Genomic DNA, 11,393 nt, shown 5'->3' on the forward strand with positions numbered 1-11,393 from the left:
GGCTATGCACTTGTCTACACATCCGACCAGTTACCCAACGCGCTATCAGGAGATTGCCGCGAGACTTGAGCAGGAGCTTCGCCAGCATTACCGCTGCGGCGATTACCTTCCGGCGGAACATCAGCTTGCCGCCCGCTATGAGGTGAACCGCCACACGCTGCGCCGCGCCATCGACCAGCTCGTGGAGCGCGGTTGGGTGCAGCGTCGCCAGGGCGTCGGCGTACTGGTGCTGATGCGCCCGTTCGATTACCCGCTCAATGCCCAGGCGCGCTTTAGCCAGAATCTGCTGGAACAAGGCAGTCATCCCACCAGCGAAAAACTGCTGGCGGTGCTGCGCCCGGCATCCAGCCACATCGCCGATGCGCTGAGCGTCAAAGAGGGCGATAACGTCATCCACCTGCGCACCCTGCGCCGGGTAAATGGCATCGCCCTGTGCCTGATCGACCATTACTTTTCCGACCTCGCCCTCTGGCCGCTGTTGCAGGGCTTTAACCACGGTTCGCTGCATGACTACCTGCGCGAGCAGTGCGGTCTGGCGTTACAGCGCACCCAGACGCGCATCAGCGCCCGCCGTGCGCAGGCCAAAGAGAGCAAGGTGCTGGAAATTCCCAACATGGCGCCGCTGCTGTGCGTGCGCACGCTGAACCACCGTGACGGCGAGGAAAACGCGACGGAGTACTCCGTCAGCCTGACCCGCGCCGACATGATCGAATTCACTATGGAGCACTGACGGAATGCACTTCGATACCGCCACTCGCCAGCGCTGGATGCGCGCGCTGGCTTACAGCAACGCCGACGCGCTTAACGTGAAAATGCAGGCGCTGAAACTCACGCCGGAATATGAACTGATTCGCGCCCCGGAAACCGGGCTGATGCAGATTCAGGCCCGCATGGGCGGCACCGGCAACCGCTTTTTCGCCGGAGATACCACGCTGACCCGTGCGGTGGTGCGTCTTAAGAACGGCACGCTGGGCTACAGCTACCTGCTGGGGCGCAACAAACACCACGCCGAGCAGTGCGCCGTCATCGACGCGCTGTTGCAGGAGCACACTCACTTCCAGACCTTAATGGAAACCTTAATTGCCCCGCTGGAGGCGGAACGCGACGCACACATTACCGCTCGCCGCGCCGAAGTAAACGCCAGCCGGGTCGACTTCTTTACGCTGGTACGCGGAGATAACGCATGACCCTACAAACCGCCTTTACCCTGCCCGTTCAGGACGCGCAACAGAGTTTTCGTCGCCTGCTGAAGGCGATGAGCGAGCCGGGGGTGATTGTCGCCCTGCATCAACTGAAACACGGCTGGCAGCCGCTGAATCTGGCCACCACCAGCGTATTGCTCACTCTGGTCGACGGCGACACGCCGGTATGGCTCGCGCCGTCCATCAACAACGACATTGCCAGTCAGAACCTGCGCTTTCACACCAGCGCGCCGCTGGTTGAACAGCCGCAGCAGGCCGCCTTTGCCGTCGCCGATGAACGCATCAGCAGCGAGCAGCTAAACGCCCTTTCCGCCGGAAGCGCCGTCGCGCCGGAAACCAGCGCCACCCTGATCGTCCAGGTCGCCAGCCTGAGCGGTGGACGTATGCTGCGCCTGACCGGGGCGGGTATCGCCGAAGAACGCATGATTGCCCCGCAGTTGCCGGAGTGCCTCATCCATGAACTGACTGAGCGCCCGCACCCGTTCCCGCTGGGGGTCGATCTCATCCTCACCTGCGGCGAGCGACTGCTGGCGATTCCGCGAACCACCCATGTGGAGGTGTGCTGATGTACGTAGCCGTCAAAGGGGGCGAAAAGGCGATAGCCAACGCCCACGCGTTGCAGGAAAACCGACGCCGGGGCGACGACACCCTCGCCGAACTGAGCGTGGCGCAAATCGAGCAACAGTTGAACCTGGCCGTGGATCGCGTGATGACCGAAGGAGGCATCGCCGACCGCGAACTGGCCGCGCTCGCCTTAAAACAGGCCAGCGGCGATAACATCGAAGCCATCTTCCTGCTGCGCGCGTACCGCACTACGCTGGCAAAGCTGGCGGTCAGTGAGCCGCTGAACACCGCAGAGATGCGTTTAGAGCGCCGTATTTCCGCCGTCTACAAGGATATTCCCGGCGGGCAGTTGCTGGGGCCGACCTACGATTACACCCATCGCCTGCTCGATTTTACCCTGCTGGCGAACGGCGAAACGCCGCCGCTGCGTACCGCTGACGCCATGCAGGACGCCGCGCCGCACGTTTTTTCTCTGCTGGCGAACCAGGGGCTGGCGAAGCGTGAAGAAGACAGCGGCGCCGTACCGGACGACATCACCCGCACGCCGCCGGTTTACCCTTGTTCGCGCTCCTCACGCCTGCAACAGCTGATGCGCGGCGACGAAGGGTATCTGCTGGCGCTGGCGTATTCCACGCAACGCGGCTACGGGCGCAACCACCCGTTTGCCGGTGAGATCCGCAGCGGCTACGTCGGGCTGGAAACGGTGCCGGAGGAGCTGGGATTTGCCGTGAACGTCGGCGAACTGCTGATGACGGAATGCGAAATGGTCAACGGCTTTGTCGCACCGGAAAACGACACGCCGCACTTTACCCGCGGCTACGGACTGGTGTTCGGCATGAGCGAACGTAAAGCAATGGCGATGGCGCTGGTGGAAAGAGCCCTACAGGCACCCGAATACGATGAAACGGTCACGGGACCGGCGCAGGACGAAGAGTTCGTGCTGGCGCATGCGGATAACGTCGAGGCGGCGGGTTTTGTTTCGCACCTCAAACTCCCCCACTACGTCGATTTCCAGGCTGAACTGGAACTGCTCAAACACCTGCAACAGGAGGCCGCCCGTGACGACTAACCTCTCCGGCTACAACTTTGCTTATCTCGACGAGCAAACCAAACGCATGATCCGCCGCGCTATTTTAAAAGCGGTGGCGATCCCCGGTTATCAGGTGCCGTTCGGCGGGCGTGAAATGCCGATGCCCTACGGCTGGGGAACGGGCGGCATTCAGCTTACCGCCAGCGTGATTGGCGAGCCGGACATTCTGAAAGTGATCGACCAGGGGGCGGATGACACCACCAACGCCGTGTCGATCCGCAACTTCTTTAAGCGCGTAACCGGCGTGAACACCACCGAACGCACGGAAGACGCGACGCTGATCCAGACCCGTCATCGGATCCCGGAAACGCCGCTGACCGAAGATCAGATCATTATCTTCCAGGTGCCGATCCCTGAACCGCTGCGTTTTATCGAACCGCGCGAAACCGAAACCCGCACCATGCACGCGCTGGAAGAGTACGGCGTCATGCAGGTGAAGCTGTACGAAGATATCGCCCGCTTCGGCCATATCGCCACCACCTACGCCTACCCGGTGAAGGTCAATGACCGCTACGTCATGGACCCGTCGCCGATCCCGAAATTCGACAACCCGAAGATGAATATGATGCCCGCGCTGCAACTGTTCGGCGCGGGGCGAGAAAAACGCATCTATGCCGTGCCGCCCTGGACCCGCGTGGAAAGCCTCGATTTCGACGATCACCCGTTCACCGTACAAACCTGGGATGAGCCCTGCGCCATCTGCGGTTCAACGCACAGCTATCTCGACGAAGTGGTGCTGGATGACACCGGCAAACGGATGTTTGTCTGCTCCGACACCGATTATTGCCGCCAACAGAGCGAGGCACTCAGCAAATGACGCAACCGCTGCTTTCAGTCAATAACCTGACCCATCTCTACGCGCCGGGCAAAGGCTTCAGCGATGTTTCTTTTGACCTGTGGCCTGGTGAAGTGCTGGGCATTGTCGGGGAGTCCGGTTCCGGCAAAACCACCCTGCTGAAATCCATCTCCTCACGCCTGACGCCGCAGTCCGGCGACATTTTGTACCAGAACCGTTCACTGTACGGCATGAGCGAAGCCGACCGCCGCCGCCTGCTGCGCACGGAATGGGGTGTGGTGCATCAGCATCCGATGGACGGACTGCGCCGCCAGGTCTCGGCGGGCGGCAATATCGGCGAACGCCTGATGGCCACCGGCGCGCGTCACTATGGTGAAATTCGCGCCACGGCGAAGCGCTGGCTGGAGGAAGTAGAAATTCCGGCCTCGCGCATCGACGACCTGCCGACCACTTTTTCCGGCGGGATGCAGCAGCGTTTGCAGATCGCCCGCAATCTGGTCACTCACCCGAAGCTGGTGTTTATGGACGAACCCACCGGCGGGCTGGACGTTTCCGTACAGGCAAAGCTGCTGGACCTGCTGCGCGGCCTGGTGGTGGAACTGGATCTGGCAGTGGTGATTGTCACCCACGATTTGGGCGTGGCGCGCCTGTTAGCAGACCGTCTGCTGGTGATGAAGCAGGGTCAGGTGGTGGAAAGTGGATTAACCGACCGCGTGCTCGACGATCCGCATCATCCGTATACCCAGTTGCTGGTGTCGTCGGTATTGCAGAACTGATTTTTTGTTTTGCTGATTTTTTGTTTTGCCGGGTGGCGCTTTGCTTACCCGGCCTACAAAAAGCGCACCTGTAGGCCGGATAAGGCGAAGCCGCCATCCGGCAATCAGAATTAAGAGGCCAAAATGATTCGCGTAGAAAACGTCAGTAAAACCTTTGTGCTGCACCAGCAAAATGGCGTGCGCCTGCCGGTGCTGCAAAACGCCTCTCTGGAGGTACAAAACGGTGAATGCGTGGTGCTGCACGGTCACTCCGGGAGCGGTAAATCGACGCTGTTGCGCTCGCTATATGCCAACTATCTGCCGGACGAAGGGCACATCCACATTCGTCATAGCGATGAGTGGATCGATCTGGTGCAGGCCCCGGCGCGCAAGGTGCTGGAAGTGCGTCGCTCGACGATCGGCTGGGTGAGCCAGTTTCTGCGCGTGATCCCCCGGATCTCCGCGCTGGATGTGGTGATGCAGCCGCTGCTGGATCTGGGCGTCGCCCGCGAAACGTGCGCCGCGAAAGCCGCGAACCTGTTGACGCGCCTGAACGTCCCGGAACGGCTATGGCATCTCGCTCCCTCCACCTTTTCCGGCGGCGAGCAGCAGCGCGTGAATATCGCGCGCGGGTTTATCGTCGATTACCCGATCCTGCTGCTTGATGAACCCACCGCCTCGCTGGACGCCAAAAACAGCGCCGCCGTGGTCGCGCTGATTGAAGAAGCCAAAGCGCGCGGCGCGGCGATTGTCGGCATTTTTCACGATCAAACCGTACGCGATCGCGTAGCGGATCGTTTGCATCTGATGGGAACCACATCATGATTATCAACAACGTAAAGCTGGTGCTGGAAGACGAAGTGGTGCAGGGATCGCTGGAAATGCAGGATGGGATTATCCGCGCCTTTGCGGAAAGTCAGAGCCGTCACCCCGAGGCGCTGGATGGCGAAGGCGGCTGGCTGCTGCCGGGTTTAATTGAGCTGCATACCGATAATCTCGACAAATTCTTCACCCCACGCCCGAAGGTGGACTGGCCCGCCCATTCCGCCATGAGCAGCCACGACGCGCTGATGGTCGCCAGCGGTATCACCACCGTGCTGGATGCCGTTGCGATTGGCGATGTCCGCGACGGCGGCGATCGCCTGGAAAATCTGGAAAAGATGATCAATGCCGTCGAAGAGACGCAGAAACGCGGCGTTAACCGCGCCGAACACCGTCTGCATCTGCGCTGTGAATTGCCCCATCACACCACCCTGCCGCTGTTCGAAAAGCTGGTGGATCGCGAGCCGGTAACGCTGGTCTCGCTGATGGATCACTCGCCAGGTCAGCGCCAGTTCGCTAACCGCGAGAAGTACCGTGAATACTATCAGGGCAAATATTCACTCAATGATGAGCAGATGGCCCACTACGAAGAGGAACAGCTTCAGCTTGCGGCGCGCTGGTCGCAGCCGAACCGCGCCGCCATCGCACAGATGTGCCGCGAACGTCATCTCGCGCTGGCGAGCCACGATGACGCAACGCCCGATCATGTGCTGGAATCGCATCAGCTTGGCAGCGTGATCGCCGAATTTCCCACCACGTTCGAGGCGGCAGAGGCGTCACGCAAGCATGGGATGAACGTACTGATGGGCGCGCCCAACATCGTGCGCGGCGGTTCGCACTCCGGCAACGTGGCGGCGCATAAGCTGGCAGAACTGGGGTTGCTGGATATCCTCTCCTCCGACTATTACCCCGCCAGCCTGCTCGACGCGGCATTCCGCGTGGCGGACGACGAGGCCAACACATTTACGCTGCCGCAGGCAATACACCTGGTGACACGCAACCCGGCGCGCGCGCTGAATCTCGACGATCGCGGCATCATCGCCGAAGGCAGGCGCGCCGATCTGGTGCTGGCGCACCGTAAAGGCGATCACATTCATATCGACCACGTCTGGCGTCAGGGTAAAAGGGTGTTCTGACTATGGGAAAACTGATCTGGCTGATGGGGCCGTCCGGCTCCGGTAAGGACAGTTTGCTGGCGGCGCTCCGCCAGCGGGAACATACGCAGTTGCTGGTTGCGCACCGCTATATCACGCGTGCGGCTAACGCGGGCAACGAGAACCATATTGCGCTGAGCGAGCAGGAGTTTTTCACTCGGGCAGGGCAAAATTTACTGGCGCTGAGCTGGCACGCTAATGGCCTGTACTACGGCGTTGGCGTGGAGATCGATCTGTGGCTGCACGCCGGTTTTGACGTGGTGGTTAACGGCTCACGCGCCCATCTGCCGCAGGCGCAGGCCCGCTACGGCAAAGCGCTGCTGCCCATCTGTTTGCAGGTCTCTCCCGATATTTTGCGCCAGCGCCTACAGGCGCGCGGGCGTGAAAGCGAAACCGAGATTGCCGCTCGCCTGGCGCGCGCGGCCCGTTACGCCCCTTTTAACTGTCATATCCTCAATAATGACGGAAGTTTGCTACAGTCAGTCGATACCTTATTAACGTTAATGGGCCGCCAGGAGAAAAGCCATGCCTGTCTGTGAACTACGCCGGGCCACGCCGGACGATACCGACGCGGTGTATCAACTGATCTGCGAACTGAAACAAGCGGAGTTCGATCGCCAGGCCTTTCGCACCGGGTTTGCCTCAAATTTGCAGGATCGCACGATACGCTACCAGCTGGCGCTGCGCGACGGGCAGGTTGTCGGGATGATCGGCCTGCATATGCAGTACCACCTGCATCACGCTAACTGGATCGGGGAGATCCAGGAACTGGTGGTGATGCCGCAGGCGCGAGGTCTGAAAGTCGGCAGCCGATTGCTGGCATGGGCGGAAGAAGAAGCCCGCCAGGCCGGCGCGGAGATGACGGAGCTTTCCACCAGCGTGAAACGCCATGATGCGCACCGGTTTTATCTGCGTGAAGGGTATGCGCAAAGCCATTTTCGTTTTACCAAAGCGCTTTGAGGTGACTAATGAGCCTGACGATTACGCTTACAGGAACCGGCGGCGCACAGGGCGTGCCAGCATACGGCTGCGATTGTCTCGCCTGCCGTCGGGCACGCTTACAGGAGCAGTATCGCCGCCGCCCCTGTAGCGGCGTCGTCAAATTCAATGACGCGGTAACGCTGCTTGATGCGGGCCTGCACGATCTTACCGATCGCTGGCCCGCCGGATCTTTTCAGCAGTTTCTGCTCACGCATTATCATATGGATCATGTTCAGGGGGTGTTCCCCCTGCGCTGGGGCGTGGGCGCCGCGATTCCGGTTTATGGCCCGCCGGATGAACAGGGCTGCGACGATCTGTTTAAACACCCCGGCATCCTTGATTTCAGCCATACCGTCGAACCGTTTGTGGTCTTCGATCTCCAGGGATTACAGGTAACGCCGCTGCCGCTTAACCATTCAAAACTGACGTTTGGCTATCTGCTGGAATCTGCGCACAGCCGCGTCGCGTGGCTATCGGACACCGCAGCGCTGCCGGACAAGACAGTAAAATTTCTGCTGAATAACCAGCCGCAGACGATCGTCATCGACTGTAGTCACGCGCCACGCGCGGAAGCGCCGCGTAATCACTGCGATGTAAACACGGTTATCGCGCTCAATGAGGTGATTCACTGCCCACGGGTCATTCTCACCCACATCAGCCACTCGTTCGACGTATGGCTGATGGATAACCCCCTGCCGGGCGGCATTGAAGCCGGATATGACGGGATGGAGATTGTGCTGGAGTAGCCTTACGCCGGATGGCGGCGCATTGCGCCTTATCCGGCCTACGATTGTCGCGCGGTTAACGATCGTACTCGTCTTCCATTCTGCGCTCTTCATCTTTCAGCTGACGACGTTCCTGATCGAGCTGGCGTTGGCGATCGTCCAACTGGCGACGCCGATCTTCAAACTGACGGCGTCTGTCGTCATATTGTCTGCGGCGATCGTCGCTCATCTGGCGCTGCCACTCTTCATCACGGCGGTCATCCTCATAATCCCGCCCGTTGTCAGATTTATACGCGTCATTGATCGCCTTCTGAATATTACCGATGGTGTCATCAACAATATCGGCATGCGCAGGAAGCGTCGTCAGCGACAACAGACCCAGAGCAATGAGCGTAGAATAGCGTTTCATAAAACCAGCCTCGCAGAGATCTTCCCCTCACGGTAGCGAATGGCCTGTTCGACGTGTAGCGGAGGAATCTCATTTGCCCTGCTGTTCTATCGCCATAATCGCCTCCACGCGCTTTTGATGGCGCCCCCCTTCAAACCCCGCATCCAGCCAGGCATCCACGATCATTTTTGCCAGCTCCAGCCCAACAACCCGCGAGCCAAAAGCCAGCACGTTGGTATCATTATGCTGGCGCGAAAGCTGTGCCGAATAGGGTTCGCTGCAAACGACGGCGCGGACCCCGGCAAACTTGTTTGCCGTTATCGAAATCCCCACACCGGTGCCACACACCAGAATACCGCCATCAACCTCGCCAGAGACAACGGCTTGTGCCACCTCGCTGGCATAATGCGGGTAATCCGTGCGCTCCGGCGACCAGGTTCCCTTATCAATCACCGTAATACCGCGCTGGGTTAAGTGCGTCAAAATATCCTGTTTCAGGATAAAACCAACGTGATCACAGCCAAATGCAATCTTTTTCATACTCATTCTCGCCCCGGCCAAACTTTACGAATAAAAAATATTTGTGATTTAAATGAATTTAAAAGAACAATAAATCGACAGAAAGACGCTGTATGGGCCTGTTCTACACACCTCCGTTCGGCAAAGCAAGAGCGACAAATACCCGACATTGATGCTTACACAGGCTGCGCCTGAACAAGCAAAAACTATAATTCATTGTTTTATATTGACTTATTTTCATTCCGTATTTTTATCAACGCTATTAAATTCACAAAATGACAAACTTTATAAATTTAACTATTTTGTGAAGTGGTCAGCATCTTTTCTGTTCCTGCTGTGGTGATATAGTGGCGTCTTCATTTCAAGGACAAGAGAGCGTAATGAGTCAGTCAGAATTTGATTCAGGGCTTCCAAACGGCATCGGGCTTGCGCCTTACCTGCGCATGAAGCAGGAAGGCATGACGGAGAACGAGAGCCGTATCGTCGAGTGGTTACTCAAGCCGGGTAATCTCAGTAGCGCGCCAGCCATTAAAGATGTCGCAGAGGCGCTGGCGGTATCTGAAGCCATGATTGTTAAGGTATCGAAACTGCTGGGATTCAGCGGGTTTCGCAACTTACGCAGCGCGCTGGAAGACTATTTTTCTCAGTCTGAGCAGGTATTGCCTGCCGAACTGGCCTTTGATGAAGCGCCGCAGGATGTGGTGAATAAGGTATTCAACATTACCTTGCGCACCATTATGGAAGGTCAGTCAATCGTCAACGTGGATGAGATTCATCGCGCCGCACGCTTCTTTTATCAGGCGAAGCAGCGTGATTTGTATGGCGCTGGCGGGTCGAATGCCATCTGCGCGGACGTACAGCATAAGTTCTTACGCATCGGCGTGCGCTGCCAGACTTACCCGGACGCGCACATCATGATGATGTCCGCATCGCTATTAAAAGAAGGCGATGTCGTGTTGGTGGTGACCCATTCCGGGCGCACCAGTGATGTAAAAGCCGCGGTTGAACTGGCGAAAAGGAATGGTGCCAAAATTATCTGTATCACCCACAGCTACCATTCACCTATCGCCAAATTGGCTGACTATATTATTTGTTCGCCAGCACCAGAAACACCGTTATTAGGGCGTAATGCTTCCGCACGCATATTACAACTCACTCTACTGGATGCATTTTTTGTTTCCGTCGCCCAACTGAATATCGAACAGGCAACCATTAATATGCAAAAAACTGGCGCAATTGTTGATTTCTTTTCACCAGGCGCGCTGAAATAAAATGCTCGTTGCTCTCATTTTCGGGAGCAACACCCTACACTGAGAATACTGCTATGAATAAATATCTGAAATATTTCAGCGGTGCGGCTATGGGCTTAATGTTGTCCACCAGCGCATTTGCCGCCGCCGAATATGCCGTAGTATTAAAAACATTATCCAATCCATTCTGGGTGGATATGAAAAAAGGTATTGAAGATGAAGCAAAAACGCTGGGCGTCAGCGTCGATATTTTTGCCTCGCCTTCGGAAGGCGACTTTCAGTCTCAGTTGCAGCTATTCGAAGATCTCAGCAATAAAAATTACAAAGGTATCGCCTTTGCGCCATTATCCTCAGTAAACCTGGTGATGCCCGTCGCCCGCGCGTGGAAGAAAGGGATTTATCTGGTCAATCTCGATGAAAAAATCGATATGGATAACCTGAAAAAAGCGGGCGGTAACGTCGAAGGGTTTGTCACTACCGATAACGTCGCCGTAGGCGCCAAAGGCGCGGAGTTCATTATTGAAAAACTGGGCGCCGAGGGCGGTGAAGTCGCCATTATTGAAGGTAAAGCCGGTAACGCCTCCGGCGAGGCGCGCCGCAATGGCGCAACCGAGGCTTTCAAAAAGGCAAGCCAAATCAAGCTGGTCGCCAGCCAACCCGCAGACTGGGACCGAATCAAAGCGTTAGACGTTGCCACCAACGTGCTGCAACGCAACCCGAATATCAAAGCGATTTATTGCGCTAACGACACCATGGCGATGGGCGTCGCCCAGGCCGTGGCTAACGCCGGGAAAAGCGGAAAAGTGCTGGTAGTGGGTACAGACGGTATCCCGGAAGCCCGCAAAATGGTGGAGGCCGGACAGATGACGGCGACCATCGCTCAGAACCCTGCGGATATCGGCGCGACAGGGCTCAGGCTGATGGTGGATGCCGCGAAATCAGGCAACGTGATCCCGCTGGATAAAGCGCCGGAATTTAAGCTGGTCGATTCCATCCTGGTCGCAAAGTAAGTCCGTAAATAGGCCGGATGGCGACGCGAACGTAGGCCTGATAAGCGTAGCGCCATCAGGCAATGGCACTGATTTAGTCAATATTTTTCTTACACAAAATCATTCGAGATGCATCGAGGCGGCAACTGAGTAAATCC

At 57.6% G+C, this 11,393-nt stretch carries 15 protein-coding genes; 13 read left to right on the forward strand and 2 right to left on the reverse strand.

All coding sequences use genetic code 11. The annotated features are described in order from the left end of the window. Positions 1-4 precede the first annotated feature (4 nt). The 11 genes from phnF to phnP all read left to right on the forward strand — a co-directional run bounded on the left by phnF (position 5) and on the right by phnP (position 8,110). Entirely contained in the window at positions 5-730 is a 726-nt protein-coding gene (gene phnF, locus OGY62_RS20475; RefSeq protein ID WP_024130818.1) for a phosphonate metabolism transcriptional regulator PhnF, read from the forward strand. A 4-nt stretch (positions 731-734) separates the two neighbouring features. After that, positions 735-1,187 carry a phosphonate C-P lyase system protein PhnG gene (phnG, locus tag OGY62_RS20480; RefSeq protein ID WP_286460472.1) on the forward strand — a complete coding sequence of 151 codons (453 nt, stop codon included), beginning with the start codon at positions 735-737 and terminating at the stop codon, positions 1,185-1,187. Beyond that, a complete protein-coding gene (phnH, locus tag OGY62_RS20485; protein ID WP_012134542.1) occupies positions 1,184-1,768 on the forward strand; it encodes a phosphonate C-P lyase system protein PhnH in 585 nt (194 codons plus the stop codon). Before phnG ends, phnH begins: the two co-directional genes overlap by 4 nt. Continuing rightward, on the forward strand, positions 1,768-2,835 hold the full coding sequence (locus OGY62_RS20490) for a carbon-phosphorus lyase complex subunit (RefSeq protein WP_286460473.1): 1,068 nt from the start codon (positions 1,768-1,770) through the stop codon (positions 2,833-2,835). Before phnH ends, OGY62_RS20490 begins: the two co-directional genes overlap by 1 nt. A 46-nt stretch (positions 2,836-2,881) precedes the next feature. Further along, positions 2,882-3,673, forward strand: a complete 792-nt coding sequence (gene phnJ / locus OGY62_RS20495; protein ID WP_174234025.1) for an alpha-D-ribose 1-methylphosphonate 5-phosphate C-P-lyase PhnJ — start codon at positions 2,882-2,884, stop codon at positions 3,671-3,673. Continuing rightward, positions 3,670-4,428 carry a phosphonate C-P lyase system protein PhnK gene (gene phnK / locus OGY62_RS20500; RefSeq protein WP_047459591.1) on the forward strand — a complete coding sequence of 253 codons (759 nt, stop codon included), beginning with the start codon at positions 3,670-3,672 and terminating at the stop codon, positions 4,426-4,428. The genes phnJ and phnK overlap by 4 nt, the downstream gene beginning before the upstream one ends. Positions 4,429-4,551: 123 nt before the next feature. Beyond that, on the forward strand, positions 4,552-5,232 hold the full coding sequence (gene phnL, locus OGY62_RS20505; RefSeq protein ID WP_047459594.1) for a phosphonate C-P lyase system protein PhnL: 681 nt from the start codon (positions 4,552-4,554) through the stop codon (positions 5,230-5,232). Further along, entirely contained in the window at positions 5,229-6,365 is a 1,137-nt protein-coding gene (gene phnM / locus OGY62_RS20510) for an alpha-D-ribose 1-methylphosphonate 5-triphosphate diphosphatase (RefSeq protein WP_114848690.1), read from the forward strand. The genes phnL and phnM overlap by 4 nt, the downstream gene beginning before the upstream one ends. Positions 6,366-6,367: 2 nt before the next feature. Continuing rightward, entirely contained in the window at positions 6,368-6,922 is a 555-nt protein-coding gene (gene phnN, locus OGY62_RS20515) for a ribose 1,5-bisphosphokinase (RefSeq protein WP_012134548.1), read from the forward strand. Next, positions 6,909-7,343, forward strand: coding sequence for an aminoalkylphosphonate N-acetyltransferase (gene phnO, locus OGY62_RS20520; protein WP_198447244.1), 435 nt, complete (start codon positions 6,909-6,911; stop codon positions 7,341-7,343). The genes phnN and phnO overlap by 14 nt, the downstream gene beginning before the upstream one ends. 8 nt (positions 7,344-7,351) lie before the next feature. Next, entirely contained in the window at positions 7,352-8,110 is a 759-nt protein-coding gene (gene phnP, locus OGY62_RS20525) for a phosphonate metabolism protein PhnP (protein WP_286460474.1), read from the forward strand. A 55-nt stretch (positions 8,111-8,165) separates the two neighbouring features. Here the strand turns inward: phnP and yjdP are convergent, their stop codons facing one another. Both yjdP and rpiB read right to left on the reverse strand, forming a co-directional pair. Continuing rightward, positions 8,166-8,498, reverse strand: a complete 333-nt coding sequence (gene yjdP / locus OGY62_RS20530) for a DDRRRQL repeat protein YjdP (protein ID WP_286460475.1) — start codon at positions 8,496-8,498, stop codon at positions 8,166-8,168. 69 nt (positions 8,499-8,567) lie between these two features. After that, positions 8,568-9,017 (reverse strand): bifunctional allose-6-phosphate isomerase/ribose-5-phosphate isomerase RpiB, encoded by a 450-nt coding sequence (rpiB, locus tag OGY62_RS20535; protein WP_024130821.1) that lies wholly within the window; start codon positions 9,015-9,017, stop codon positions 8,568-8,570. 359 nt (positions 9,018-9,376) lie between these two features. Here rpiB and OGY62_RS20540 point away from each other — a divergent pair, with 359 nt between their 5' ends. Both OGY62_RS20540 and alsB read left to right on the forward strand, forming a co-directional pair. Continuing rightward, positions 9,377-10,267, forward strand: a complete 891-nt coding sequence (locus OGY62_RS20540) for a MurR/RpiR family transcriptional regulator (RefSeq protein ID WP_047459603.1) — start codon at positions 9,377-9,379, stop codon at positions 10,265-10,267. Between the two features lie 53 nt (positions 10,268-10,320). Continuing rightward, entirely contained in the window at positions 10,321-11,256 is a 936-nt protein-coding gene (alsB, locus tag OGY62_RS20545) for a D-allose transporter substrate-binding protein (protein ID WP_012134557.1), read from the forward strand. The last annotated feature ends 137 nt before the right edge of the window (positions 11,257-11,393 follow it).

It is taken from the genome of Citrobacter sp. CK198, assembly GCF_030333295.1.
GTDB lineage: Bacteria > Pseudomonadota > Gammaproteobacteria > Enterobacterales > Enterobacteriaceae > Citrobacter_B > Citrobacter_B koseri.

Excerpts from the sequence above, each read along its gene's own strand:
- phnF (WP_024130818.1), top strand. The coding sequence starts at position 5 with ATGCACTTGTCTACACATCCGACCAGTTACCCAACGCGCTATCAGGAG.
- phnG (WP_286460472.1), top strand. The coding sequence starts at position 735 with ATGCACTTCGATACCGCCACTCGCCAGCGCTGGATGCGCGCGCTGGCT.
- phnH (WP_012134542.1), top strand. The coding sequence starts at position 1,184 with ATGACCCTACAAACCGCCTTTACCCTGCCCGTTCAGGACGCGCAACAG.
- OGY62_RS20490 (WP_286460473.1), top strand. The coding sequence starts at position 1,768 with ATGTACGTAGCCGTCAAAGGGGGCGAAAAGGCGATAGCCAACGCCCAC.
- phnJ (WP_174234025.1), top strand. The coding sequence starts at position 2,882 with ATGATCCGCCGCGCTATTTTAAAAGCGGTGGCGATCCCCGGTTATCAG.
- phnK (WP_047459591.1), top strand. The coding sequence starts at position 3,670 with ATGACGCAACCGCTGCTTTCAGTCAATAACCTGACCCATCTCTACGCG.
- phnL (WP_047459594.1), top strand. The coding sequence starts at position 4,552 with ATGATTCGCGTAGAAAACGTCAGTAAAACCTTTGTGCTGCACCAGCAA.
- phnM (WP_114848690.1), top strand. The coding sequence starts at position 5,229 with ATGATTATCAACAACGTAAAGCTGGTGCTGGAAGACGAAGTGGTGCAG.
- phnN (WP_012134548.1), top strand. The coding sequence starts at position 6,368 with ATGGGAAAACTGATCTGGCTGATGGGGCCGTCCGGCTCCGGTAAGGAC.
- phnO (WP_198447244.1), top strand. The coding sequence starts at position 6,909 with ATGCCTGTCTGTGAACTACGCCGGGCCACGCCGGACGATACCGACGCG.
- phnP (WP_286460474.1), top strand. The coding sequence starts at position 7,352 with ATGAGCCTGACGATTACGCTTACAGGAACCGGCGGCGCACAGGGCGTG.
- yjdP (WP_286460475.1), bottom strand. The coding sequence starts at position 8,498 with ATGAAACGCTATTCTACGCTCATTGCTCTGGGTCTGTTGTCGCTGACG.
- rpiB (WP_024130821.1), bottom strand. The coding sequence starts at position 9,017 with ATGAAAAAGATTGCATTTGGCTGTGATCACGTTGGTTTTATCCTGAAA.
- OGY62_RS20540 (WP_047459603.1), top strand. The coding sequence starts at position 9,377 with ATGAGTCAGTCAGAATTTGATTCAGGGCTTCCAAACGGCATCGGGCTT.
- alsB (WP_012134557.1), top strand. The coding sequence starts at position 10,321 with ATGAATAAATATCTGAAATATTTCAGCGGTGCGGCTATGGGCTTAATG.